Annotated in this window: 20 protein-coding genes; 17 read left to right on the top strand and 3 right to left on the bottom strand. The window is 60.8% G+C overall.

From position 1 onward, the window contains the following. Positions 1 to 372: 372 nt before the first annotated feature. From NW842_RS01690 to NW842_RS01670, 5 genes are all read left to right on the top strand, one after another. Entirely contained in the window at positions 373 to 1,416 is a 1,044-nt protein-coding gene (locus NW842_RS01690) for a FecCD family ABC transporter permease (protein ID WP_414417367.1), read from the top strand. Beyond that, entirely contained in the window at positions 1,413 to 2,246 is an 834-nt protein-coding gene (locus NW842_RS01685) for an ABC transporter ATP-binding protein (RefSeq protein ID WP_414417354.1), read from the top strand. Before NW842_RS01690 ends, NW842_RS01685 begins: the two co-directional genes overlap by 4 nt. 65 nt (positions 2,247 to 2,311) lie before the next feature. Further along, positions 2,312 to 4,741, top strand: coding sequence for a TonB-dependent hemoglobin/transferrin/lactoferrin family receptor (locus NW842_RS01680; RefSeq protein WP_414417353.1), 2,430 nt, complete (start codon positions 2,312 to 2,314; stop codon positions 4,739 to 4,741). Between the two features lie 46 nt (positions 4,742 to 4,787). Beyond that, positions 4,788 to 6,107, top strand: coding sequence for an energy transducer TonB (locus NW842_RS01675; protein WP_414408478.1), 1,320 nt, complete (start codon positions 4,788 to 4,790; stop codon positions 6,105 to 6,107). Between the two features lie 32 nt (positions 6,108 to 6,139). After that, positions 6,140 to 7,027: an ABC transporter substrate-binding protein gene (locus NW842_RS01670; RefSeq protein ID WP_011434267.1), complete on the top strand. Its 888-nt coding sequence runs from the start codon at positions 6,140 to 6,142 to the stop codon at positions 7,025 to 7,027. Between the two features lie 19 nt (positions 7,028 to 7,046). Here the strand turns inward: NW842_RS01670 and NW842_RS01665 are convergent, their stop codons facing one another. After that, the gene (locus NW842_RS01665) at positions 7,047 to 7,430 is read right to left on the bottom strand and encodes a hypothetical protein (protein WP_011434266.1); all 384 of its coding nucleotides are present in this window, start codon (positions 7,428 to 7,430) and stop codon (positions 7,047 to 7,049) included. A gap of 92 nt (positions 7,431 to 7,522) precedes the next feature. Between NW842_RS01665 and rppA the strand changes: the two genes are divergently transcribed. The 4 genes from rppA to recF all read left to right on the top strand — a co-directional run bounded on the left by rppA (position 7,523) and on the right by recF (position 11,776). Continuing rightward, entirely contained in the window at positions 7,523 to 8,212 is a 690-nt protein-coding gene (rppA, locus tag NW842_RS01660; RefSeq protein ID WP_414355523.1) for a two-component system response regulator RppA, read from the top strand. 22 nt (positions 8,213 to 8,234) lie between these two features. Further along, positions 8,235 to 9,701 carry a sensor histidine kinase gene (locus tag NW842_RS01655; protein WP_414417352.1) on the top strand — a complete coding sequence of 489 codons (1,467 nt, stop codon included), beginning with the start codon at positions 8,235 to 8,237 and terminating at the stop codon, positions 9,699 to 9,701. Positions 9,702 to 9,750: 49 nt separating this feature from the next. Beyond that, positions 9,751 to 10,443, top strand: a complete 693-nt coding sequence (locus NW842_RS01650; protein WP_414417351.1) for a DNA-binding protein — start codon at positions 9,751 to 9,753, stop codon at positions 10,441 to 10,443. Between the two features lie 166 nt (positions 10,444 to 10,609). Beyond that, positions 10,610 to 11,776, top strand: a complete 1,167-nt coding sequence (recF, locus tag NW842_RS01645; protein WP_414417350.1) for a DNA replication/repair protein RecF — start codon at positions 10,610 to 10,612, stop codon at positions 11,774 to 11,776. A gap of 87 nt (positions 11,777 to 11,863) precedes the next feature. Here recF and NW842_RS01640 read toward each other — a convergent pair whose 3' ends face one another. Then, a complete protein-coding gene (locus tag NW842_RS01640; protein ID WP_414374978.1) occupies positions 11,864 to 13,414 on the bottom strand; it encodes a YifB family Mg chelatase-like AAA ATPase in 1,551 nt (516 codons plus the stop codon). 370 nt (positions 13,415 to 13,784) lie between these two features. On the opposite strand from NW842_RS01640, the gene NW842_RS01635 reads away from it, so the two are divergent. Genes NW842_RS01635 through NW842_RS01620 form a run of 4 tightly spaced genes read left to right on the top strand, consistent with a single transcriptional unit; the run spans position 13,785 to position 17,574 of the window. Then, the gene (locus NW842_RS01635) at positions 13,785 to 14,234 is read left to right on the top strand and encodes a response regulator (protein WP_414355528.1); all 450 of its coding nucleotides are present in this window, start codon (positions 13,785 to 13,787) and stop codon (positions 14,232 to 14,234) included. Further along, on the top strand, positions 14,215 to 16,245 hold the full coding sequence (locus NW842_RS01630; protein WP_414355529.1) for a peptidase M3: 2,031 nt from the start codon (positions 14,215 to 14,217) through the stop codon (positions 16,243 to 16,245). The genes NW842_RS01635 and NW842_RS01630 overlap by 20 nt, the downstream gene beginning before the upstream one ends. Then, a complete protein-coding gene (locus NW842_RS01625) occupies positions 16,197 to 17,213 on the top strand; it encodes a DNA adenine methylase (protein ID WP_414355530.1) in 1,017 nt (338 codons plus the stop codon). The genes NW842_RS01630 and NW842_RS01625 overlap by 49 nt, the downstream gene beginning before the upstream one ends. 16 nt (positions 17,214 to 17,229) lie before the next feature. Next, positions 17,230 to 17,574 carry a BolA family protein gene (locus tag NW842_RS01620; protein ID WP_414417349.1) on the top strand — a complete coding sequence of 115 codons (345 nt, stop codon included), beginning with the start codon at positions 17,230 to 17,232 and terminating at the stop codon, positions 17,572 to 17,574. Between the two features lie 171 nt (positions 17,575 to 17,745). Here NW842_RS01620 and NW842_RS01615 read toward each other — a convergent pair whose 3' ends face one another. Then, positions 17,746 to 18,867: a PP2C family protein-serine/threonine phosphatase gene (locus NW842_RS01615; protein WP_414417348.1), complete on the bottom strand. Its 1,122-nt coding sequence runs from the start codon at positions 18,865 to 18,867 to the stop codon at positions 17,746 to 17,748. A gap of 442 nt (positions 18,868 to 19,309) precedes the next feature. Here NW842_RS01615 and NW842_RS01610 point away from each other — a divergent pair, with 442 nt between their 5' ends. From NW842_RS01610 to NW842_RS01595, 4 genes are all read left to right on the top strand, one after another. Further along, a complete protein-coding gene (locus tag NW842_RS01610; RefSeq protein ID WP_414417347.1) occupies positions 19,310 to 21,064 on the top strand; it encodes a hypothetical protein in 1,755 nt (584 codons plus the stop codon). A gap of 84 nt (positions 21,065 to 21,148) precedes the next feature. Beyond that, a complete protein-coding gene (locus tag NW842_RS01605) occupies positions 21,149 to 22,189 on the top strand; it encodes an NADP(H)-dependent aldo-keto reductase (RefSeq protein ID WP_414417346.1) in 1,041 nt (346 codons plus the stop codon). 173 nt (positions 22,190 to 22,362) lie between these two features. Continuing rightward, positions 22,363 to 24,192 carry an S-layer homology domain-containing protein gene (locus NW842_RS01600; protein ID WP_414417345.1) on the top strand — a complete coding sequence of 610 codons (1,830 nt, stop codon included), beginning with the start codon at positions 22,363 to 22,365 and terminating at the stop codon, positions 24,190 to 24,192. A 134-nt stretch (positions 24,193 to 24,326) separates the two neighbouring features. Continuing rightward, positions 24,327 to 25,247, top strand: a complete 921-nt coding sequence (locus NW842_RS01595; RefSeq protein ID WP_414417344.1) for a hypothetical protein — start codon at positions 24,327 to 24,329, stop codon at positions 25,245 to 25,247. Positions 25,248 to 25,320: the final 73 nt, after the last annotated feature.

The raw sequence follows: 25,320 nt of genomic DNA, 5'->3' as shown, positions 1-25,320 counted from the left end.
AAGTTTGAGACGTTTCCCCAGCCCTTCTCCCCTGATTCCCATTTCGCGGTTGGTTGCCATGACCTCGCTCAGGGTAGTTGGATCCCCCCTGAGGTAAGTCTGAATGGCTGGGCAGAGGCGCTGCCCGGTCTTGTCCAAAAGCCCTGAAGCGCAAGAGGGAGAAATTTAGGCACAAGCTATTGAAACTGACTTGCAACATCCAAGAAGCCTTGCTATTCTAGCGACTACGTTTTGTTGAGTTTGACTTTCAATAAAGCTCGGGAGGGAGGCCTGGCCAACTTGGCTGAGTTTTCCATCCCGCCCTTGCGGGCGGAGGGGGTTTCTTGGCCTCAGAAGGCTCTCTTCCTGGGCAAAGCTCGAGAGGTTTTCCCGGTGCTGGTCGATCGCGAGTGTCCGTATACAGAGGTTGAGGGGGGCAGAGGCTGGGGGCAAAGAAAGCGGCTGCTCTCGCCAATCGGTTTGACCTGTTTGCTATTGAGTTTCATTTTCCTAGTACTTTTGGTCTCGATTGCTTTGGGATCCGTTCCCATGACTTTCCCAGAACTCTGGCAAGCCCTGTGGGGGCAGGGGGATCCCATTCGGCAGACGATTGTTTGGCAGTTGCGGCTGCCGCGGGCGCTCTTGGCCCAGTTGCTGGGGGCGGCTCTGGGGATGGCAGGGGCCCTGTTGCAGGGGATGCTGGGCAATGGGCTGGCGGATCCCTACCTGCTGGGCATTTCGGCGGGGGCGGGCCTGGCGGCGGTGGGGTTGCTCACCTTGGGAGAGTGGACGGCTTGGGTGCCCCTGGCCGCTTGGGTGGGCGGGGTGCTGACTACCGTGTTGGTGTACGGGTTGGCGCGTACTCCCTTGGGACTGGCGGTGGAGCGGCTGATCTTGGCGGGGGTGGCCGTCAGCGCCCTGTTTGGGGCCATTAGCTCCACCTTGTTGTTGATGGCAGATGACCGGGTGCAGGTGGCTCTCACCTGGTTGATCGGCAGCTTGAGCGGGCGGGGCTGGCCAGAGGTGCAGGTGGCCGGGGCGTATATCCTGGTCGGCTTGGGATTGGGATGGGGGCAGGCGCGGGCTTTAAACCTGCTGAGCTTGGGGGAAGAGATGGCGGTGAGCTTGGGGATCCCTCTGGCGCGGACGCGGGTGGTGATTGGTCTGGTGGCGGCTTGGCTGGCGGCAACCGCCGTCAGTGTGGGGGGGGTGATCGGCTTTGTCGGTTTGGTGGTGCCCCACATGGTGCGGCAGGGGGTGGGATCCGATTACCGCTGGCTGTTGCCCCTTTCTGCCTTGGCGGGGGCGACCCTGCTGAGCGGTGCCGATATCCTGAGCCGTTTGGGCCCGATAGAGCTGCCGGTGGGGATTGTCACCGCTGTGATGGGGGCTCCCTTTTTCGGCTGGCTGCTGTGGCAGCAGGGGGCAGGGCGATGAGAGAGCCCATCCTGCAGGTCGAGGATTTGAGCGGGGGCTACGGATCCCGGACGGTGGTGCAACAGGTGAGCTTCAGCGTGCAAAAGGGGGAATGGCTGAGCATTGTCGGCCCCAATGGTTCCGGCAAATCGACGGTGCTGCGACTGTTGAGTCGGGTTCTGATTCCCCAAGCTGGGCGCGTGTACCTGGACGGTCGGGATCTGCACACTCAACTCACTCCAAAGCAGGTGGCCCGGCAGTTGGCTCTTTTGCCGCAGCAGCCGAGGATCCCGGCAGGGCTGACGGTGCGGCAATTGGTCAGTCTGGGGCGTTCTCCCCACCAGCCCTGGTGGGCGTGGCAGTTGACGCCGGCGGATCGGCAGCGGGTGGAGTGGGCTCTGGAGCAAGCAGGACTGGGATCCCTGGCGCTGCGGCGGGTGGAAACCCTCTCGGGGGGAGAGCGGCAACGGGCTTTTCTGGCGCTGGCTTTGGTGCAGGAGCCGCAGGTGTTGCTGTTGGATGAGCCCACCACCTTTTTGGATCTGCGCCACCAACTGGAGCTGCTGGAGCTGTTGCAACGGCTGAAGCAGGAGCAGGGCCTGACGGTAGTTACGGTGCTGCACGACCTGAATTTGGCCATTCGCTACAGCGAGCAGATTGCCTTGCTGGGATCCGGCCAGATGCAGGCCCTGGGGTCTCCCTTGGCGGTGTTGACCCCCAGCCGGGTGCGACAGGTGTTTGGCCTGGAGGTGGAGTGGATCTCGACTCCGGTAGGGCCACAGCTTTGCCCCCTGCGCAGCACAGCCCCGTCGGCAGCAAGGCTCCTCTCCCTGCCGGTGTCAGGGTGCTGAGGGAGGGTTTGTCCGGTTTTGCAATGAGTTTTTCCTGTTGTGGATTTCGAGGAGCATGAGAGGTTATGCGCGTGAACGGTCGTTGGTGGCGGGTGGTGAGTTTGGGGTTGAGTTTGGGAGTGGGCTGGGGATCCCTGTCCCAGGCTCAGCCCAATGCCCGGATCCCTGATTCGACAACTCCGCCGCTGTTGGCCCAGGCCACCCCTGCACCGACCACCCTGCCAGAGCAGATTAGGGAGCTGGAGGCGCAAATAGAGGCTGCTCGCCGGCGGGGGGATCAGGCAGAGGTGGAGCGGCTACAGGCCGAACTTCGGGCTCTCCAGCAGGAAGGCACGCCGATCTTTAACCTGCAACAGGTCACCGTAACCGGTACTCGCACCGAGCGCACCTTGGCCGACTCGCCCGCCAGCATTACCGTCATCGACCGGGAGCGGTTGCGGCGGGAGCTGGTTCAAAACATTCAGGATCTGGTGCGCTACGAGCCGGGGGTGAGCGTGCGGCGCAGCGTTCGCTACGGCCTGCAGGACTTCAACATCCGCGGCCTCGACGCCAACCGGGTGTTGATCCAGGTGGATGGGATCCGCCAGCCGGAGCGATTTTCCTTCGGCCCCTTCACCATTGGCCGGGATACCTTTGAGCTGGAGGCCTTGAAAACTGTAGAAATTATCCGCGGCCCCGCCTCCACCCTCTACGGCAGCGATGCGCTGGGGGGTGTGGTGACCTACACCACCCTGGATCCAGCCGATTTGCTGGGGGAACGGGACAGCCATGTGGGCCTGTCCAGCCAGTACGACAGCAAAAACCAAGGGTACGTCAACACCCTCAGCTTGGCGGGTCGGCAGGATAACTTAGAGGCCCTGCTCATCTACACTCGCCGCGACGCCAGAGAGCCGGATATCCAGGCGGATCCCAGTTTCAAGGATCGGCAGACGGTGGAGGGAGACAATGTTCTGGCCAAGCTGGTCTATCGCTTCAGTCCCTTTGACAGCCTCACCCTGACGGCGGAATACTTCAACAACCGCACCACCACCACCTTTTCGCCCCGCAACCTGGATCCCGGCATCCGCTTTTTCAGGGAGACCATTGAGACCGAGCGCAGCCGCCTCAGCTTGGAATATCGCTACGCCAACCCCGATACCCCCGCTTTTGAGCTGGCCACCGTCCAGATCTACTACCAGCCGGCCCGCACCCAGGAGCCCAGCGTGGAAGAACGCACCCTCACGGTACAAGATCGGCCCGTGCCTGTGCGTCGGGATACCTTCAACGAGCTGGTCAGCAACATTCTGGGAGCCAGCGTACAGGCCCAGAGCCGCTTCCAAACCGGGGATCTCTCCCACCGCTTGGTGTATGGAATGGAGATCTCCACCACCCGCAACGAACGTCCCCGCAACCGCTTCCAAACCAACCTGCTGACCGGGGCAGTCACCCAAAACATCCCCCCGGACACTTTTCCCACCAAAGATTTTCCCGACTCCGATACCGTGCGCTTTGGGCTGTATTTGCAAGATGAGATCGACTTTGGGGGCGGCAACTTTACCCTCATCCCCGGCATCCGCTACGACACCTACCGCCTCACCCCCAGCCCTGACGAAGCCTTCTTGAAAAGTGGGGCAGAAGCCGCCAGCCTGTTTGCCGATGCCATTTCTCCCAAGGTGGGCCTGGTGTGGAGGATTAATCCCAACCTCACCTTTACGGCCCAGTACAACACCGGTTTTCGGGCCCCTCAGTACAACGAAATCAACAGCGGCTTCACCAACCTGGTCAGCCCCTTCTTCCGCTACCGCACCCTTTCCAATCCCAACTTGCGACCGGAAACCAGCCAAGGCTTTGAAGTGGGGTTGCGGGGGATCTACCCCCAGGCCAGCTTTAGCTTGGCCGCCTACTACAACACCTACAACGACTTTATCGAGGCTTTCCGGGAGGTGGGATCCGAGCCTTCACCCCCCGGCCCGCCAGGGAGCCCGCCACCTCCACCGGTGACTCTCTTTCAGAGCCAGAACGTCAGTCGGGCCCGCATCTATGGTGTAGAAGCCACCGGGCAGTACTTCTTCAGCCCCGATTTGACCGGCTGGAGCCTCAATGGCAGCTTTGCCTGGGCGGTGGGGGATAACCTCACCGAAAACAAACCCCTCCTTTCCATTGAGCCACTGACGGCAGTACTGGGACTGCACTACGACGATCCCAGCCAGATCTGGGGAGCCAGGTTGGTGGCCACGCTGGTGGCGGATCCCCGCGACCCGCAACGGGAGGTAGTGCAACCGAACCCCAACGCTCCACCTCAAATTCCGTTTGTGCCCAAGGGCTACACCGTGGTGGATCTGCTGGGCTACTACAACCTGGACGACAACTGGCAATTGAATTTCGGGGTGTTCAATCTCTTTGATGAAAAGTATTTTCTCTACTCCGAAACCCGCTCTCTCTTTGTCGGCCCTGAAGTGGAACGGCGGGCCCAGCCGGGACGGCATGCTGCGCTCAGTTTTTCCACCCGGTTTTAGGGGCCAAGACCTGAGGCCGTGTTTACTCTGGATCCTGCTCTAACCGATGCTTGCCGAGCCACCTGCCCGCACCCCCAAGGGATCCCTCTCTCTTCTTCGGAAGTCCTGTCCCCAGCTTTTGTGGCGACTGCAGGGGTGGTATTGGCAGCAGGCGGGCATGGCCTGGGAGGCGGGGCTGGCTTGGTTGGCGTTGTGGCTTTGGGCTGGCGCAAGAGAGAGCGGCTGGCTGGAGTGTGCCGAGGAGCTGCTGCAAGAGGCTTGGGTGGCCGGCTATAGCTGGGCTGCCCTCTGGACAGCTTGCCAGGAGGGGGAAGATCCGCCGGGGACCGTCCTCCACCTGCGAGCCAGGGATCCCCGACCGCTGCGCCGGGAGGGGTTGATTTCCCTCCTCTTGCACCTGATGGCGCTGCTGGGGCTGGCTTGGTGGGGATCCCGGCCTTTATCAGACGCAGAACTCCGGATCCCAGTCACGCTTTTGCTGGAGGATCCCGAGCCACAGTTGCTCGAACCGGATTCAGAATCCATAGAATCTCTCCCACCAGAGCCAACAGCAGAGCCGCCCGGCCCGGCCCCGGAATCGCCCCCTGCAGACGATCTATCCCCACCGGAGCCTGTGCCCCAAGAGATCGAGATGCCAGCCATCCCGGAGGCTGAATCTTTGCTGGCCCTGCAAACTCCGACCCCTACGCCTCCACCGACCCCTACACCCATTCCCACGGCAAAGCCAGAACCCACCCCTACTCCTCCACTGACCCCATTACCGACAGCCACCCCGCAACCCACTCCTCCGCCACAACAGCCCACCCCAACTCCGGCGGTTACCCCCACCTCTACAGCGACTCCACTCACCTCCGCCCCGGTTACCTCAAGCACCCCTCTGCCCCGCTTTACCCCCTTGATCCAAGGGATCCGTTCCAGCGTAAAGACTGCCGCCGCTCCGCCTTCCCCCGGCAGCGAGAGCAGATTGGGGCCAAGGGATCCTGAAACTGGGACACCTGGCGGTATAGGTGCAGCCCAACCCCATTCCTCTGCCCCAACACCTGCCACCCCCAGTTCCTCCCCACCGACAGTGGCTGCCAACCCCCAGCCGGACATCCTGGCCCGCCCGATCCCCGGTCGCAATCCTCCGCCCCCCTACCCTCCTCAAGCTCGCCGTCTCGGCCAACAGGGGCAGGTGCTGCTGCGGGCCAAGGTCAATGCCCAGGGGCAGGTGCAGCAGGTGGAGATCGCCTCTTCCAGTGGGTTTCCCGCCCTGGATAGGGCAGCGCAGGAGGCGGTGCAGCGGTGGGAATTCAGCCCGGCCTTGAGAAACAACGCCCCCATCGAGTCTTGGGTGGTGGTGCCCATCCAGTTCACCCTCAATTGATTGCTGTTTGGGAATTGTTTTGGAGATTGTCCATGCTGTCTCGTCTTTCTCGCCGTCAACTGTTCGCCTTTGGTCTGGCCAGCGTGGGGGCCTGGGGAATGGGGCGTTTGGCCCAAGCCCAAGGTCGGATCCCTCAGGAGCCACTCCTGTCAGCGAGACAGAGTCCTTTTCGTCGGGTAGCCAGCCTCACCACCTTGACTGCCGATATCCTCTATCGCTTGGCCCCCGATAGGTTGGTGGGGATCCCTGCCGGTCGTTTGTTGGAGGAGGATCCCCGCTTCCAAGGCTTGACCCGCCTGGGGCTGGGCAACCAACCCAACCTGGAGCAGCTTGTGGCCCTACAACCGGACTGGGTGGTGGGGGCCAGTGGCTTTCACGAGGCTCTGGCAGAACGGCTGCAGGAGCTGGGGATCCCCACCTACCTCACCCGCGTGGACAGTTGGGCTGCTTTGGAAGAGACGATTGCCACCCTGGCTGCTGCTTTGGGGGCGGATCCCGATCCCTTGCTGCGGCAGTACGGATCCCTTTTGCCCCAGGAACTGCCCCGCGTTCGACCCAAAACCTTGCTCTTGGTGGGCACCCAGCCGATTCTTTCTCCCAACCGGCAAAGCTGGGCCGGGGATCTGCTGGAACGCTTTGGCGCGGACAATCTCACCGCTACCTTGCAAAGCCAAGGGCCTTTTCGGGGCTACGTCACCCTTTCGGCAGAGCGCATCCTGGAAGCCAACCCAGAAGTTCTGCTGGTGGTCAACCCGGAGGCGGCGGATCCCTTGGCGTTTTTCCGTTCCCGCCCCTTTTGGAATCGGTTGCAAGCCGTCCAAACTGGGAAAGTTTATGGATTTGACTACTACGGCTTGGTCAATCCCGGTAGCTTGGAGAAAATTAGAGTTGCCTGCGAGCAGTTAGCCCGCATTTTTTGAACGGACTTGGAGTGTCTCTCTAGTCCAAGCTATAGCGGGTCAGGCGCTGCACTTGCTCGGGAGCAAGGCCAAGCTCTTGGGCAATCTGAGCCGACACCTGGTCTGGATCCAGTTGTGGAAATTCAAATTCCAGCTTGCGCAGGTGGGGATTGGTGGTAGTCACCTCCACCTTGGTGTAGCCACGGGAGCGGCGGATCTCCGCCTGAATGGAAAGAATATCCAGAGCCAAGGTGGCTTGTTGCTGGCTGCGAATCGCCAAAGGTTGCTCTAGCCGGCGAGGACGGCTCAGCGCTTGGCCCGTCACCCACTCTCCCCCCGCCACAAAAAGAAGCCCTGCCAAGGGCAGCACCAGCCAAAAATCAAACCCTAGATCTTGCCACCGATGGATTTTGGGCCACCCCACCGTTGTTCTCTCCCTTGCAGAGGGCTATTTCCGTGATCCATCCTAGCCTGGGCAGTGGGAACTGGCCGTCTTGGTCAACGGCGCACAGGACGATGCGAATTTTGCTGGTGGAGGACGACCCGGAACAGTTGGAGCCTTTACAGGCTGCCCTGTCCAAGTGCGGCCACGTGGTTGACTGTGCCAAGGAAGGGGAGATGGCTGCCTGGCTGATGGAGGAGAAAGCCTATGATCTCCTGATTTTGGATTGGATGCTGCCGGGGCCAAGCGGGATCCAGCTCTGTCGGCAATACCGCCAATCGGGGGGATGTGCGCCGGTGCTGATGTTAACTGCCAAAGACGCAACATCGGATGTGGTGCAGGGGTTGGATGCGGGGGCGGACGACTATTTGGTCAAGCCGGTGGATCTGGTGGAGCTGCTGGCACGGGTGCGGGCTTTGGGACGCCGTTCCCCCCAATGGCAAGGAGACAGCCTCAGCCTGGGATCCCTGCACTTGCACTTGGCCAGCCTGACCCTAGAGCGGCAGGGGAGGCAGGTACAGCTTTCGGGCAAGGAGTTTCAATTGATGGAATACCTGATGCGCCATCCCAACCAGGTGCTCAGTCGGGGCCAGATCGAGCAGGCGGTGTGGGAATGGGGCTGTGAGCCGGAGAGCAATGCCGTGGCTGCGTTGGTGCGGCGGTTGCGGCTACGGTTAAAAGAGGTGGAGGCCCAAGATTGGCTGGAATCGGTGTATGGCCAGGGGTACCGGCTGCGCATAGCCTCTCCAGAAGAGAACCCATGAAAGCAGTTTCTAGGGGGTGGCGATGGAGGTGAAAAGAGCTGAACACAAGCATTCTCTCCCATGGCTGGGCTGGAACTGGGTTTCCCTGGCACACCCCCTTCAGCCGCACCTGGGGCAGAAGGCTGCGACAAGAGGGACGGGATCCCTGGTGTTTCACCACAGCCGCCGTCGCTTGGCCCGCAGCTTTGCCGGGGTCATGGGGGGGATCCTGCTGGTGTTTGCCGCCGTCTTCTACCGCTTGGAAGTGGAGAACCAGTTGCAGGCTTTTGACGAGGAGCTGCAGGTTCAGGCCGGGATCATGGCGGCAGCCATTAAGTACGAGCTGCGCCAGGGGCAGTGGCGGTTGGTGTTGAACGAGGTGCCCTTTTTGGGGGGGAAAACCCAACCCCTCGACCATCACTTGGCCTATGTGCGCTGGTTCGATCCTGCTCCCGGCACCGGAAGGGAAAGCTTGGGATCCCTGCGCCAGTACACGGGATCCCGGCCTCCTCTGGAGCTGTTTGACTTGGATGGCCCGCCTCACCATCTCCAACTGGGTTTCCAAACGGTGGAAGGAGAGAGCGGCTTACTGTTGCGCCAGATCACGCTGCCGGTGCAGCAGGAGGAAAAGCTACTGGGCTACTTGCAACTGGCGGTGCCCCTGGAACCGCTGCAACTTACCCTGGGTCGCTTGCGCTGGGGGTTGGGGATCGGGATCCCGCTGACGCTGGCGTTGATCGGCGGGGCCGGCTGGATCTTGGGGGGGCTGGCGATGCAGCCGATTCGTCGCTCCTACGAGCAGTTGCAACGCTTCACTGCCGATGCTTCCCACGAGTTGCGCGCCCCCCTGGCCGCCCTGATGAGCAATGCTCAAATGGCTCTGCTGGCCCCGGAACAAGCTCAACCTCGCCTGGAAAAGGTGGTGAGCGGTGCCCGCCGCCTCAGCGTGCTGATCGATACCTTGCTGCAGTTGGCCCGCCAGCAGGGATCCCTGCCCCTGGAGGATCTGCCGCTTCTGAATTTGCGAGCGCTGTTGCAGGAGCTGAGCGAGCAATACCGCCCCCAAGCTGAGGCCCTTGGCCTTCACTGGCAATGCCACCTGCCTGAGACGGATCTTTCTGGGGGTTGGCTTGTGCGGGGGAACGCTGCCCTGCTGCGGCAGGCCATCGAGAACCTACTGCGCAATGCCCTGCAGTACACCCCTGCAGGCGGCACAGTGCAGGTGAGCCTGGAAAGCCAGCGCCAGCGCGCTTACCTCCACGTCAAGGATACAGGCATTGGCATTCCCCCCGAGCATCTGCCCCATCTGTTTGAGCGGTTTTACCGGGTGGATGAAACCCGTGCTCGCCATACGGGTGGGTTCGGTCTGGGCCTGGCCTTGGCCCAGCAGATCGTCACCGCCCATCGGGGATCCCTGCGAGTGGCCAGCCAAGTGGGAGAGGGATCGATATTTACGGTAGAGCTGCCCTTGTCATCTTCACGTCATTTTTCTCCGCCATTCTCAAGATGAGCCGCGATAACCCAAACCGGCTTGTCCTGTCGATTGGAGTCTATGACCAATGACGATTCGTTCCTCTTTTGCTCGCGCTCTGGGTTGTTCTCTGCCGATTTTGGCTCTGCTCACCCCCCTGGTGCTGGGATCCCCGGCGCAAGCCCAGCGGGGCAGACGCTCTGCTCCTGAAGCCACAGCTCCCCTTCAGGTACAGCCAACTTGGCAGCGCCCGCGGGATCTTGAGCGAGCCAGCCGCGATCTGGCTAAGGCGCAGCGACACCTGGCCGAAGCCAGCTTCCTCTCTCAGCGGGGGTCTTCCCCAGAGGCTGCCCGCCTTTTGGAACACGGCCAGGAGAGCTTCACCAACGCCCAAGCCTCACTTGAGGCGGGGAACTTCTTCGCCGCCCGCGAGCAGGCCAAAGCAGCGGAAAACTTAGCCAAAGCAGCCAAAGTTCTCTATGAGGCGGAGCTGGGTTTCATGGGCCGCCCTGGCCGTTCCTTCTTCGAGGCCCCTTTCCGGGCTCAGGAGTACCTCAGCCGGCTGCAAGCGGAGATGGCCTTCGCCAACATCAACTCCGGCAGCGTCTCTGACCTGCAGAATCAAGTGCAGAACCTGTTGGGCGACGTAAGTACGGATCCCAGCAGCTACACCTTCGCCGACTACAGCCGTAGCAAAGCTGCCCGCTACTCCGCCCGCGCTGCCCTACACCTGTTGGCGGCTGAGCGCCTCGGGGGGATGACTACCCTGACCAGGCGCTGATCTGGCCTAACCGGAACTGGGGATAGAAGGGATCCCTGCTGGCTGAGTCTTCGGGGTTAACCCCTCTACCTTCTCTTGCCCCTGCTGCAGTTGGGTCAAAGTGAAAGCCCCCAAAGCGGGGGCTGTTCTTGGTTAGATATTGATCGCGTCTTTACATCTGCCCTTAGTGTACCTGCGTTCTCTGCACCTGCGCCACTTTCGCAACTACCGGGATCAAGAGATCACCTTTGACGCGCCCAAAACCATCCTGGTGGGGGAGAACGCCCAGGGTAAGACCAACCTGCTGGAAGCGGTGGAGCTGTTGGCCACCTTACGCTCGCGGCGGGCCGCTCGGGATCGGGAGCTGGTATACCAAGAGGAGCGACAAGCCCAGATTGCCGCCACGGTTGAACGGCTGGGGGTGGCCCACGAGCTGGTGATGGAGCTGCGCAGCAGCGGCAGGCGATCCCTGAAGGTGGACGGGCAGGTGCTGCGCCGCCAGGCGGACTTTTTGGGACAGGTGAATGCCGTGGTGTTCTCCAGCCTGGATCTGGAGCTGGTGCGGGGCGCTCCGGAGACGCGGCGCCATTGGTTGGACGGGGTGTTGCTGCAACTGGAGCCGGTTTATCTCGGCCTGGTGGAGCAATATCGCCAGATCCTCAGGCAGCGCAACGCCCTTTTGAAGCAGGATCCCAAGGACTCTGTCCCGCTAACGCAAGCGGCTGCTGGCGTTCAGTTCTCGCAGATGGCCTTCTGGGATGCCCAACTGGCCACCACCGGTAGCCGAATTATGCGCCGCCGCGCCCGGCTGCTGCAACGGCTGGAGCCTTTGGCTGCTCACTGGCACCGGGTCATTAGCGGTGGACGGGAAACCCTGACCCTTACCTATCGACCCCAAGTGCCCCTGCCGGATCCCCAGGCCAGCCCCGAAGTGATCCAAGCCCAGTTTTTGGCCGAGATCCGCGCCAAAGCCGCCGCCGAACACTCCCTGGGCAGCTCTCTGGTGGGCCCCCATCGGGATGAAGTGGAGCTGTGCATTAACGGAGTTGCCGCCCGCGCCTATGGATCCCAAGGCCAGCAGCGCACTCTGGTTTTGGCTCTGAAATTGGCGGAGCTGGAGCTGATCGAGCAGGTGGTCAGGGATCCGCCCTTGCTGCTCTTGGACGATGTGCTGGCCGAGCTGGATCTGCAGCGGCAAAACCAGCTCTTGGAAGCCATTCAGGAGCGCGTGCAAACCTTGGTTACCACCACCCATCTGGGATCCTTCGACGCCAGCTGGCTCAAGGCCGCCCAAATCCTTCAGGTGCAAGGGGGGCAGCTTTTTCCCAGCAAAACAGGGGATGGGATCCCGTAGGGCAGGCCGGAGCTCTGGCAGTGAGGGAAACCCTATCTGGGAGGGGGGCTGGGGGTGGTCGCGTCAGCGGCGCCGAGCGCTTGGGCTTTACAGCCGAGCGCGATCCAGGCTGCGGTATTGAATCGCTTCGGCAATGTGGGTGGGGGCAATGGCCTCCGCGCCCTCGAGATCGGCGATGGTGCGGGCCACCTTGAGGATGCGGTCGCTCCCCCGCGCAGACAGGGCCAACTTTTGGATGGCGCTTTCCAAGAGCTTGCGACAGGGATCCGAAAGGGAGCACCACTGCCGCAGGTGGCGGGATTGCATCTGAGCGTTGCAGTGGATCCCGGGCTCCTGTTGGAAGCGCTGCCGTTGCCGTTGCCGGGCTTGTTCCACCCGTTGCCGCACCGCTTGGGAGGGCTCGCCGCTCTGGGCGCGAACAATTTCTTCCGGCTTGAGGCGACTCACCCGCACCTGCAAGTCAATCCGATCCAACAGGGGCCCCGAAAGTTTGGACCAGTAGCGCTCCCGCTGTTGCGGCGTGCAGGTGCAGGGGTGAACCGGATCCCCGTAAAAGCCGCAGGGACAGGGGTTGGTGGAGGCCACCAGGGTGGTTTGGGCGGGAAACTCCAGGGAAACGCGGGCGCGGGAGATGGTAACCTTGCCGTCTTCCAGGGGTTGGCGCAGCACCTCTAACACCTCCCGCCGGAACTCCGTCAGCTCATCCAGGTAGAGGATGCCATGGTGGGCCAGCGAGATCTCGCCGGGTTTGGGGTAGGATCCCCCACCTACCAAGGCCACTGCCGAAGCCGAGTGATGAGGCGCGCGAAAGGGCCGCTGGGTGATCAAGGCGGTTTGTCCACCCAGGTGGAGATTTTGCCGCAACAGGCCGGCTGCCGAGTAGATGCGGGTGATCTCCAACATCTCTTCCCACTGCAACTGGGGCAAAATGCCGGGCAGTCGCCGGGCCAACATGGTTTTGCCCGCCCCAGGGCTGCCCACCAGCAACAAGTTGTGCCCACCTGCCGCCGCTATCTCCAAGGCCCGCCGGGCGTGTTCTTGTCCTTTTACGTCCGCCAAGTCCAGAGGGGATTCCCAATTGGCCGACACCATCTGTTGCGGTTGGATCTGGATCGGCTTAACCCCGTTCGGGTGCTGCAGCCAGTTCACCACCGCCGCCAAGGAAGGCAACCCATACACTTGGATCCCTTGCACCACTGCTCCTTCCGGCCCATTTTCCTGGGGCACCACCAGGCGGCGGATCCCCATCTCAGCAGCACTGGCGGCAATGGGCAGAACCCCGGCCACCGGGCGCAGGGCGCCGTCTAGGGCCAATTCCCCCACCATCAGGGTGTTGGCCAGAGCTTCCCGCTCAATCACCCCTGAGGCCGCCAGGATCCCAATGGCGATGGGCAGATCGAAGCTGGGGCCTTCTTTGCGCAGATCGGCAGGGGCCAAATTGACAGTGATCCGCCGTTGTGGCAGGGCAAAGCCGGAGTTCTTGATCGCCGCCCGCACCCGCTCTTTGGCTTCCTGAACGGCGGCATCGGGCAGTCCCACCAAGGTGATCTGGGGCAAGCCACCGCCCACATCCACCTCCACCGTGACCCGCACGGCCTTGAGTCCCAGCAGAGCGGCAGCCGTGACTTGGGCAAACAAAGAGAGCGCCTCCGCCAAAGATAAGTAAAGATCTCAACTCATCCTGGCAGAAGTTTTGGCCGACGCATCCCCCCTCCCCCTTAGCTGCATTTCCAAGAGGAGAATGTTACAAATTGCTACGCGACGCTTCCGTGAACGTTGAGAAGCCTTCCCGCCCAAAGTGCTCCCTGCTGTCTTCGATAAGGATAGGATAGGATCGCGTGGAAATTACGCATGGATTGGCGGGATCCCTCTCCGAGCCAAAGCTGTTCTATGTGCTGGGGGGGATAGGCGTCTGGCAAGGATTGGGAAGGCTGCCTGCGTCAACTTATTCGAGGGTTCAAGATATCCACAAACGCAAGCGGGCGGAGGAGGATCCCAATATCTTGAGGTGGTGGCTCAGATCTTGCAGGATATGGCTCAGGTTTTCCCTGCCCCCACCGTGGAGGAGGCGCGCCAGCCCTTGCAAACCCAGACCTTTCAACTGGTGATCCTGGATCTGAACTGGCCAGATGGCTTGGGTTCAGATCTGTTGCCACTGCTGCATAAGGTCTCCGGCCTGCTGACGCGAACGGTGAGCAGCACGCCGGTCATGGTGTTTTCTGCCCAAGATAGGGGCTCAGAGGTGTGTACAGCAGGGATCCAGGCCACTCTGGTCAAGGCCCACACCTCCAATCCAGATTTTCTCAACACCATTCGCGCTTTGGTGGGGGAGAAAAGCAGGTGTGTCCTTCTGCAGAGGGGCAACCCCCATCTTTGTTGCTATGCCTACGGCACCTTGGCGGGAACCGCAACGCTGACGCGACAGGAGGCTGATCCCGGTGGTCTTTCCTGCTTCTGAACCTTCTTTTGGTCTTCCTTATCGCTACGCGACGCTTCTGCCAACGGGCTCTAATCACGTTAGCGAGACGGAGTCCTTGCGCAGCCCTGAGTTCGACAATCTGGACGATCTTGGGAAGCAGGTGCAGCAGTTTGCCCAACGCTACCGGGGGCAGGTGGCGCAACTCAGCCCGCCGGAGCTGGCGGTGGCACTGCAGGAGTTGGCCGAGCTGACGCAAAGGATGCAAGGGATCCCAACTGCCGACTCGGCAGAGGCAGCTTGGCAGAGGCTGGAGCGGATCATCGCCTTACAAAGCCAACTGCTGTTTTTCCTCCTGGAGTTGCAATCCCTGCCTGCCGTTGCTGCTGGTGGCCCGGAGGAAGGTGTTCCCCACGAGGGTCAGGATGGTGCTATGCCTACGGCACCCTGTCGGGAACTGCACCGCTGGCACGAACGCCTAGTCGATGCCCACGTCGAGCCTGAGCTGCAACCCTTTCGCCAATTCCTGTGTCGCCTTCTTCAAAGGACTCCGTCCCCCTGGCACGAACAGCAGAGTCACCAACAGCTTGAGCCTCTGGAGCGCCTGCTCCACCAACAGTACTTAACAGGAAGGTTGGCTTGGCGGCAGTTGTGGCAAGTGACCCTGAACTCGCCTGCCGCGCTCCCAGATCACACCCTTGTCCAGCTAGGAACTCCGTCCCACTGGCGCGAACAGAGCTTACCAACCCACGCCAGCGCCGAAATCCGTTGGGCTGCCTATCAGCGGCTGGGCCAACACCTGGAGGCCCATGCAGATCTGGGTGGGTTTATCCTCAGCACCCTGATCCGCGACCACCTGTGGGAGGCCCAATGGCGGGGCTATGACTCTGCTGCCGACCTGTATCTGGCCCGCCACGGCCTGACTCAAACTTTTTTGGAGAACCTCCTGGAAGGGATCCGCGATCGGTTGGATCTGTTCCAGCGCTATTACCGCCTCAAAAGCCGAAACATGGGGCGTTCCATTCGCATCTGCGACTTGCGTGCGCCCTGGCGGGATCCCGTTCCACCCCTGACCCCTGCTGAGGCCACCTCTCTAATCTGGGCTGCTTTGCAGGACTTTTGCCCTGAGTGTGCTGCCCAGGCCAAACCCTGGCTGCTGGAAGTCGGCGCTATCGCAACCGAGGCAGACAAGCCCACTCGCGTCAGCGAAACAGAGTCCTCGTCTAGACCAGGAGAAACGGGATCCGGCGGGAGCGAGCTCTTGTTGAAGACCCTTGCCACCCTCAGCCGGCGGCTCCGGCCTGAGGATCCCCAAGTTTGGCTGGATCTAGAGGAGATGCAAGGGGCTACTCAGCCGTGGTGCTCTCTACCTCCAGCGCGAACGTGGGGAGTGCAGGCCCACACCATCTTTTTGCAGCAGATACTCCTGGATCACCTGGTTGCATTGGCAGTGGGATCCCCCCGCGTGGGCAGGCCCGCTCTTTACGACCCGGAGGGGCAAGCTGTTCCGCACCGCTGGCGGGAACGCTCCGGCAGCCTCAAGTTGGCCCAGGCCCTGTTGATACATCATCTGGAAGCCCAGTTGCAGGCGGTGTTTTACCAGGGTTTGATCGGTCGGCTGGAGCTGCTCCTCTATCGGTCGGGGATCCCCGAATGGGAAAACGGTGTAACCTACTCCTCCTGGGTGAGCGAAGAGTGGTTGAAGCTGTGTCAGGAGCTGTGCGGAGATGCGGTGGAACTGTTGCCGGAACACCAGTTCTACTGGGTGGGGATGCCGGAGCTGTTTCTCCGCCCCTTCAGTGCCTATCAGGCCAGCCTTGCCAGCCTGGTGGCCTTGGCCTGTCACCGCCGCTATCATGATTCTCCGCGCAACTTTCTGCCCCACTACCTTCGTTGGTTGGCCAGCCCGCCCGGATCCCTGACTTTGGCAGAAACCACCCAGATGCTGCAGGCGGATCTGAGCGACCCAGAGGGAGTGTTGCAGGCGCTGGAGGAGCTGGAGCATTGGATCGAGACGCTAGAAAAGCTGCTGGAAGAGGATCCGGATCGCTGACCCACCCTTGTTCTCTTGGACGTAGGCATGCCCTGCGGCGGGAAGATCCTGCGCCCGACTCCTGCGAACCCACTCCGGCAGCACCAGCCATTAAAGCGCGTCCCTTCCTGAAATGGGCAGGGGGGAAAGGACAACTGCTGAGCCAATACGAACCCTTTTTCCCTCGCACCTGGAACACCTATCACGAGCCCTTTTTGGGGGGTGGAGCGGTCTTTTTTCATCTGGCCCAAGGGATCCCATCGGGTTCTCGACACTTTGTTTTGTCGGATATCAACCCTGAGCTGGTGAATGTGTATCGCTGCGTGCGGGATCACGTGGAGGAGCTTATCGCCCTGCTCAGCCACCACCAAGCCCACCACAGCCGGGATTATTACTACACCATCCGCGCGGCTCGATTTGAAGATCCGGCGCAACGGGCTGCCCGCCTGCTGTATCTGAACAAGACCTGTTTTAATGGCCTCTACCGGGAAAACTCGCGGGGAGAGTTCAATGTCCCTTTGGGCCGTTACCGTAATCCCCGCATTTGCGACGCGGAGAACCTACGGGCCGTGGCACGAGTTTTGCAAGGCGTGGAGATCACAGTGCAGCCGTTTTGGCAGGTGCTAGAACGGGCCGAACCCGGAGATTTCGTCTATTTGGATCCCCCTTACCATCCCCTTTCTGCCAGCAGCAGCTTCACCGCCTACAGCCGGTTTGCCTTCGGCGAAGCGGAACAGATCCGCCTGCGAGAGGTGTTTGGAACCTTGGCCGACCGAGGCGTGCAGGTGCTGCTCTCCAATTCCGATTGCCCCTTCGTGCGGGAACTGTACCGGGATTACCCCATCCAGACCATCTCCGCCAGCCGTGCCATCAACGCCCAGGGCCACAAACGCGGCCCCATCACCGAGGTCTTGGTGCTGAGCCATCCCAGCCTGGCCTCTGCCCGTAGTGGGCCGGAAGGGATCCCGTTTTGCCCCAGAACCGTCTAAGGTGGACGCGATAGCGGTGCGGAGCACAATGGATGAGCAGGTCGAGATCCGAGGCGGGATCTTGAGCTTGGACACAGTGAGACCACGGGGACAACAGCGCATGGATCCACGAGAAATTGAGGCGTTGGTACGGGCCGCCCTGCCCGGTGCGAGAGTACAGGTGGAAGACACGGTCGGCGATGGCCACCATTTCCAGGCCATTGTGGTGGCGGAACAATTCCAGGGCTTGCCCCTGATCAAACAGCACCGGCTGGTGAATGAGGCCCTGAAAGCCTACCTGCAGGATGGCCGCCTACATGCTTTGGCCCTGCGCACCTTTACCCCCGCTCAGTGGGAGCAACTCCAGGGGCCGGATGGCTGATCGCGACAGCAGGACAGAGTCCCCTTGAGCCAAGAGGGTCATTTCCGGTCGCGCTGGGCATCGCCTCGATTCCCGGCTCCTCTCTTCCTTTGGGAAAGGGGCTGGAGCTGTCGCAAACGGGAATCCTCAAGGGATCGCCTCAAAGCAGCTTGCAATAGCCATAACTCACCTCTAACCAAAGCTGATCCGGAGCAGGGAGAAATCATCCTCAAAGTCCGTCCGCCCCTGAAAGGATTGGGCCTGATGGATCACCTGATCCAAACTATTGCCAGCGCCCTTGCTCAGCAGGGCTATCAAATTGTCCAGCCCCCAGAGTTCTCTCTGCGGGTTTATGACTTCGTAAACTCCATCACTGAACAGGTAGAGATGGCTGTTCTCGGGGATCTGCACCTGATCCCTTTGAAAAGTGAGGTCGGGCAAAATGCCAATGGGCAAGTTGGCAGTCTTCAGCAGGAGCGAATCCTGACCCTGGATGAGCAGGGCAGGTGGGTGGCCGGCACTGGCAAAAGAGAGCAGACGGGATCCCGGCTGATAAACCCCATACCAAAGGGTGAAGTACATCTCATGGTGGGATCCCATTTGAAAAGAGTGGTTGAGGGCGCGCAAGACCGCGTCCGGCTGGCGGGGATCGGCATCGGCCAAGCCTTGAGTGCGCAACTGGTTCATCACCGACACCGACAACAGAGCGGATCCCACCCCATGCCCCGACACATCCAGCAGATAGATGGCCAGGTGTTCCTCATCCAGCCAATGATAGTTAAACGAATCTCCCCCCAATTCCTGGGAGGGTAAAAAGCGCCACTCGAGGGTCACTTTGCAGTCGGGAAAATAGGCCGGCTCCGGCAGGAGGGAACGCACATAGCTGGCCGCCTCTGCCAATTCTGCCCGTAACCTGGCCGTTTGCTGCTGCAGGTCATAGCTGAGCTGGTGTAAGCGTAATCCGGCTCGCACACGTGCCCGCAACTCATTGGGGTCGATGGGTTTGCTTAGAAATTCATCTGCTCCGGCATCCAGGCCCTGGATGCGGTCTTCCACCTCAGTGCGGGCGGTGAGCAAAATAAAAAACGTCGTGGAAAACTTGGGATCGGCTTTGATGCGTCGGCAAACCTCTAGTCCATCCATGTCCGGCATCATCCAGTCACAGATGATCAGCCCCGGCACCAGCAGGTGGGCTTGCTCCAGCCCCTCGGAACCGTTGCTGGCCATCTCCACGGTGTAGCCCTGTCGTTCCAGGGATCGCTTCAACACCAGCCGAATCGTCGGATCGTCGTCAACAATCAAAATGGTCGTCATGACCGCTGCACCCCAATCCCAAAGTCAAAACGCATTCAAACCCAACTCCAGCCCGATATCCCATACCGATAGGCAGACCTCTCATCCTAGCTTAGGGGTTGCAGCAGGAAAACCGGCTCGGCAAGCAGTTCACGACAACGGGGAAGGCCTCAACAGCTTCATCCATCGGAGCTGAAGGTGCGTATCGATTTGTGGATCCTCAAAACCGTGGTTGCACGCTACCCAAAAGCTAACCGTTTCCAGATACTGGTGGCGGGAGACAATTCGAGGCAGATTCTGGGCAGATTCTTCTTGAGAGACTTTCATTGGATACAGAGATACAGATCACACTCATCCATCCTTCGCCGACTTAGAGTGAACGTTAAGATTCAATAGCCTTTACCGCATGAGCACATCTCCCCCATCCTTATCCCCTTCCGCCGTTCAGGATTCGCGGGCGAGCTTGCCTCCGGGACCTAGCGAAGCTCACAGGGGAGAAATTCGGCTGGAGGACTTGGACGAGAAGCAATTGTTGGCCTCCCTATCGTCGGTGGTGTTAAACCCGGCAGCTTGGAGTTGCTTCAGCGTCAGTGAAACCAGCCGCCTGCTACGCCCCCTGCAAATCTGCCCTGACTTGACGGGAACTCTTGTTCTCTCCCCAGGGGCCACTGCCGAAGTGGTCTATAAGTTCCTGCTGAGCGATGGTCGGATCGGAACCATGAAGGGGCTGATCTCCATCGAAGACTTCCGCAGCGAGCGGCTGCGCTCCGTTTACGATCAGCTTCACATCGAAAAGATTATACCGGTCTTCACCGAGTCGGTTGTGGTGCAAATCATCGACCATTTGAAACCGATTTTTGCCCGTGACTTGGATGAGCTGCTTTGGCAAGAAAGTTTTTACTTTACCCCTCAAGATCTGCGCCAGCAGGAGTTCTTGTTGCGCGGCCTACGGCCCGAGGCGATCCCACGCAGCTTTCGGCCTCACCTGCAGAGGGTCTACACCCAGATTATGAGGGTGTGCCGCAGCTTGCCCAACATCGCTTTCCAACTGTGTCTGCGGGCCTACTTAGAGTACAACGAGGTCAAGAACAGGCATCTGCTGGCGCTTCTACTCAGCAAGTATTTTTACACGCTCTACCGCATTGGTGGGTTGGACGGTTGGGAAAGTGGGGATCCGGTGGAGCTGGGATCCCTGCGCTCCTCCAATCGGCAGGCTCGACTCCAGGCTCTTGCTCGCCTTCTAACCCTGGACAACGACAGCGACGCTCCCCTGGTGGGCATTGGGGGCAGCGGGCTGGGGGGCAGCTATTTCAGCGGGGAACGGGAGCCTACTGGTGTTGAGATGGTGAGCTCGGAGGAGATTGAAAAGCTGCGGCAAGATGTGGAGGTGGCCCGCGGCCAGATCGCCGAGGCCCAGCAATTGGTGGCCCAATATCAGGAGGAGAAAAAACAGGAACTGCTCAACCGCCTTCAGGATCCGGGAAAGTTTCTCCTCTTCAGCATTCATCAGTTTTTTGACACCCTCTTCGGATCCCTGCCTGGAGAGGTGAAAAGCGAGTACGGGGCAGTTTGGGTGCCGCGCACCTCCTACTTGGATGAGAAGGAGCGAGACAAGCTGACAGAGCATTTGCGCCACATCACCAGCGAAGCTTATTTGGTCAGCGTTCCCTTTGCCGAGGCCACCCTCATCGGCTATTGGCGAGTTTTGGCGGATTCCTTCTACAACCAATGGGTTTTGAATCAGTACAAGCAGTTGCAAAGCTATGGGGTGGATTTGGAGCAACAGGGCATCCAGATTCTGGAACGAGAACGATTTCTGGATGAGGTTCAGTTGCGCTTTGCCGCCCGCCACCGAGAAATCGTCACCCAAAATGTGGAGAAGATCACCCAAATTGTGGTGGATAGCCTGGCCAAGCGGGTGGCCCTCAACACCGGCCAGCAAAGTTTTCAGGCTATGCGGGCCAAGTTGACCACCGTTTTGGATATGGACATTTCCCGCAAGGACGTGGGAGAAGTCAAGCGGCTGATCGACTACTTTACGGATGTGTTTTTGGGCAAGCGGGAGGAGCTGCGCTCCCCCTATCCGGTGGGCACGATTTTGCAAGTCAAGGCGGCCATTGAGGCTCGCCCCCCCGATAACCGCACCCGCATTGGTCTGGAAATTTTGGGTCAGCTCTACCGCGAGTACGTTCCTCTGCTGGGATCCGCACCGAGGTAGGAGGGGGGCAGAGCGGGGGATCCCGTAGGCCGACAGGTTTTGGGCACAATGGGGACTGGCGCGCTGTCTAGATGGAGATTCCCCATGCGCTACCGCCAGCTTGGCCACAGCCCTTTGCAAGTTTCCGAGATCTGCCTGGGCACCATGACCTTTGGGCAGCAGAATACCTTGTCTGAGGCTTTCGAACAGCTCGACTACGCGGTGGAGCACGGGATCAACTTCATCGATACTGCCGAGATGTACCCGGTGCCGGCGCGGGCGGAAACCCAGGGATCCACCGAGCGCTACATCGGCGAGTGGCTGCAACACCAACCGCGGCATCGCCTGATCCTGGCCACCAAGATCACCGGCCCTGGTCGGCCCTGGCATTGGATTCGCGGCGGATCCCTGTCCATTACCCGCGACAACCTCAAGCAGGCGGTGGCCGGTAGCCTCAAACGCCTGAAGACCGACTACATCGACCTCTACCAGATCCACTGGCCGGATCGCTATGTGCCTCTGTTTGGGGGCGTTGCCTACGATCCCAGCCAGGAGCGGCCCACCGTTCCCATTGCCGAGCAGTTGCAGGCTCTGGCGGAATTGGTGCAAGAGGGTCTCATTCGCTACATCGGCCTGAGCAACGAAACCCCTTGGGGAGTATGCGAGTTCTGCCACGTGGCCGAGCAACTGGGGTTGCCCAAGGTGGTCTCGATTCAGAATGCCTACAGCCTCATCAACCGCACGTTTGAAATGGGCCTGGCGGAAGTCTGCCGCCACGAGCAGGTGGGCTTGCTGGCCTACAGCCCGCTCGGATTTGGGCTGCTGACGGGCAAATATCTGGGGGGGGTGAAGCCGCCGGGATCCCGTTTGGCCTTGTTTGAAGGCTTTGGCCAGCGGTACCGCAAGCCCAATGTGGAAGAAGCGGTGGCCGCCTATGTGCAAATTGCCCGCCGGCACGGTCTGACACCGGCCCAGTTGGCTTTGGCCTTTGTGCGCAGCCGCTGGTTTGTCACCAGCACCATCATCGGGGCCACCAGCCTGACCCAACTCAAAGAGAACCTCAGTTGCCTGGATGTGGAACTGTCCCCGCAGCTCCTGGCGGAGATCGAGGCGGTGCACCAGCGCTACCCCAATCCTGCCCCCTGAAAGGTTGGCGAAACCGGTGGCCAGACAGAACTTTTCAGAAGGTTTCCTCGTCTGGATGTGCGGTTTGGATATCCTCATCCTACACTTCTGTCCGGCCAGTTTCTATGGCCTCTCCCAGCCAAGAGTGGGGATCCGAGACCTGAATCCTGTACCAAGAACCTGAGGTGTGAACGATGCGTAAGCTTTCCCTTTGGCAGGGTTGGAAGACTGCGGCTTTGGTGATCAGTTGCAGCAGCTTGGCCTGGCTTGGGGATCCCGCTTGGGCCCAACTGTCCGATATCAGCACCTATTGGGGTGCCCAGTACATTGCCGGGTTGAATGAACGACAGATCATCGGTGGCTTCCCGGATGGCACCTTTCGTCCCAATGAATCCATCACCCGTGCCCAATTTGCCGTTATTGTCACCAAGGCTTTTGGCCTAGATACCAACGTTCCTGTGCGCTCCTTTGCCGATCCGATTCCCAGTTGGGCGGCTCCCTCCATCGGCGCGGCGGCAGCGGCAGGGTTTGTTTCCGGCTTTCCGGACGGCACCTTTCGTCCCAACGATGTGCTCACCCGTGCACAGGCCATCACCGTCCTAACCCGTGCAGCCACCAACGGCAGGCTCATCGAAGATGCCGGCCAAATTGACGCGATCCTATCCGCGTTCGGCGATGCCAATTTGGTTCCCAACTTTGCCCGCGCCCCCATCGCGACAGCGGTTCAGGAAGGGCTGTTGGTGCTCTACCCCAACCCCACCCAATTGAATGCCCAGGCGGTGGCCACGCGGGGGGAAGTGGCTGCTCTTACCTACCAAGCGCTGGCCAAGGTGGGCCGGGTGCCCAATTTGGATCCGCCGGTGGGGGCTGCCATTCCCGGCCCTGGGATCCGTACCGAGCTCCTTGCCCAGGTCACTCCTACGCCCGAACCCCTGGCCACGCCGGACATTCCCATTGAGCCTCTGGTAGAAACGCTGCCCGCCGCCCCAGAAGTGAGAACCTTCTTCGCCCGCGAAGAGCTGGGATCCGTAAACCCAGGAGATACGATTACCGTGTTTTTGCTGGGATCCCCAGGGGCGCAGGGATCGTTTTCCATCCCCGGCATTGCCTACAACCTGCCACTGCAGGAAACCCGCCCAGGGCAATACGAGGGCAGCTACACCTTCCGCAGCCAAGACCGAGCCTCAGAAGCGCCTGTTTTTGCCCGCCTGGAGCGGGATGGACTGGTGACCCTGGTGCAGCTGCCGGATAAGACCATCACCATCGGGCGGGTGACCGACACCACCTTCCCCACCATCAGCGAACTGGCCCCTCCCAACGGATCCCTAACAGACAACCCTCGCCCCTCCATCTCAGCCCGTTTCCAGGACGACCAGGGAATTGACCTGAATAGCTTTACCTTGCTGGTGAACAATGTGGATGTCACCGCCCAAGCCCAGCTCACCCGCACCGGCTTCGCCTACACCCCAGCCGAGCCGCTGCCCACCGATCGACCGACCTTGATCGCCGTCCAAATTGCCGATACCAGCGGCAACACCATCATCCAGCAGTGGTCTTTCCAGGTGCAGGCCGCCCAGCCCACTCCCACACCAACTCCAACACCCGCACCAACCCCGACACCAACACCGACAGCCACGCCCACACCGACCCCAACGCCGACTCCAGCTCTGACCCCAACGCCAACCCCAACACCGGTAGCTACGCCTACTCCCACACCCACGCCGGAAGCTACACCCACGCTGACTTCAACACCAACCCCGACACCTACGCCCGCCCCAACACTCACCCCCACGCCACCCACACCGACCCCCACGCCGGAAGCTACACCCACTCCCACTCCACAGCCTGGCGGAGAGCCTTCACCTTCTCCTTCTCCAGAAGGACGGTCTCCTGCAGAACCCAAGCCGGAGTCCAGCCCCGAGGCTCAGGAGAGTGAGGCTACAGAGTCTCCTAAGCCAGAATCCCCAGCCCCCCAGCCAGGGGATCCCGGCGGACCGACTCCTTCTCCTTCCCCCAGCCCCTAGGGAAAACTCGATCCAGACCCCGAACAGGCTCAATAGTGTTTTAAGAGCTTCCGATCCCTTAATACCTACTAAATCTAGTGGGCATGAGCTGGTCAGGATGTTAAGCTACTGCCAGTTGTGACCGGATGGGATCCATGAGCTCAACCTTGCAGCCGTTCCTGCATTTGTTGCAGAGGAGTTCCTTTTGGGGGGTGTTGATAGCCGGTGCCGTTACCCCGGTTGCTGCTCAGCAGTTCGAGTTCACCCCTCAGCCGGTGCCCCCCAGGGGGGATCCCGTCCCTACCCTGCCCTTGCTGAGCCCTCCGCCCTCCCCCGGCTCTGCCACGGCCCTGCCACCGGTACCTCAGGTGCCGCAAATGCCGCTGGATCCCACAGCTCCGGCCTTGGATCCGATCCCGGTGGTGCCCGTTCAAGCGGCCCCAGGTGGACAACTCCCCCAAGGCGAGGCCTATTCCTATCAACGTCGGCCCGACCTCAGCCCAGGTGGGGATCTCTCCGGAGCCACGCGGGGCGAGCTGCCTGCCGGCACCCGTATTCTCCTCACGGTCTACCGCCCCATCACTTTCCAGCCCTACCAGGCCATTAACGGCCACCTGGAAGTCTCCGAGCCGGTGGTGGATCGCTTTGGCCAGGTGGTGATCCCGGCAGGGAGTGTAGTGTGGGGCACTTTTGAGCCGGTTTACCGAGAACTGAAGTTGTCTGGCCGGGAGGCGGAGAGCGCCGATCCCCAAGAGCGGGTCGTCGGCAGCCGCTTTGTGGCCAACCGCCTCACCATTGGGTCTTCCACCTACTTGGTGAGAGGCCAATCTGCGCCGCTACCAGTCGGGTTGGATCGCAACGCCGATGTCGGCACAACTGTAGCCCGCGGGGCAGGCTATGGGGCAGCAGGTGGGTTGGCCTTGGGAATTCTCACGGGGGGATGGGGCTTTTTGCCGATCTTGGCCGGCAGCTTGGCCGGCGCTGCGGCAGGCAGTACCAATATCGACCGGGTGGTGACGCTACAGCCCAATACGTTGGTGGAGCTGGAACTGACCGATAGCCTGATCATCCAATAACTGGTCAACCCTCTTTTGCCCTGTGGCTGGCTGAAGTGACTCGGGGCAGCTCGGTAGAGTAGAAGAGAGCCCC

The sequence above is a fragment of the Synechococcus sp. R55.4 genome, from assembly GCF_047461935.1.
Taxonomy (GTDB): domain Bacteria; phylum Cyanobacteriota; class Cyanobacteriia; order Thermostichales; family Thermostichaceae; genus Thermostichus.
Note: the sequence above shows the minus strand (reverse complement) of the source record. Positions and strands in the feature narration are given on the sequence as shown.

What these genes read in the sequence shown, in the direction of transcription:
- NW842_RS01685 (WP_414417354.1), top strand. Translation starts at nt 1,413, where the DNA reads ATGAGAGAGCCCATCCTGCAGGTCGAGGATTTGAGCGGGGGCTACGGA.
- NW842_RS01680 (WP_414417353.1), top strand. Translation starts at nt 2,312, where the DNA reads ATGCGCGTGAACGGTCGTTGGTGGCGGGTGGTGAGTTTGGGGTTGAGT.
- NW842_RS01675 (WP_414408478.1), top strand. Translation starts at nt 4,788, where the DNA reads ATGCTTGCCGAGCCACCTGCCCGCACCCCCAAGGGATCCCTCTCTCTT.
- NW842_RS01670 (WP_011434267.1), top strand. Translation starts at nt 6,140, where the DNA reads ATGCTGTCTCGTCTTTCTCGCCGTCAACTGTTCGCCTTTGGTCTGGCC.
- rppA (WP_414355523.1), top strand. Translation starts at nt 7,523, where the DNA reads ATGCGAATTTTGCTGGTGGAGGACGACCCGGAACAGTTGGAGCCTTTA.
- NW842_RS01655 (WP_414417352.1), top strand. Translation starts at nt 8,235, where the DNA reads ATGGAGGTGAAAAGAGCTGAACACAAGCATTCTCTCCCATGGCTGGGC.
- NW842_RS01650 (WP_414417351.1), top strand. Translation starts at nt 9,751, where the DNA reads ATGACGATTCGTTCCTCTTTTGCTCGCGCTCTGGGTTGTTCTCTGCCG.
- NW842_RS01615 (WP_414417348.1), bottom strand. Translation starts at nt 18,867, where the DNA reads ATGACGACCATTTTGATTGTTGACGACGATCCGACGATTCGGCTGGTG.
- NW842_RS01605 (WP_414417346.1), top strand. Translation starts at nt 21,149, where the DNA reads ATGCGCTACCGCCAGCTTGGCCACAGCCCTTTGCAAGTTTCCGAGATC.
- NW842_RS01600 (WP_414417345.1), top strand. Translation starts at nt 22,363, where the DNA reads ATGCGTAAGCTTTCCCTTTGGCAGGGTTGGAAGACTGCGGCTTTGGTG.
- NW842_RS01595 (WP_414417344.1), top strand. Translation starts at nt 24,327, where the DNA reads ATGAGCTCAACCTTGCAGCCGTTCCTGCATTTGTTGCAGAGGAGTTCC.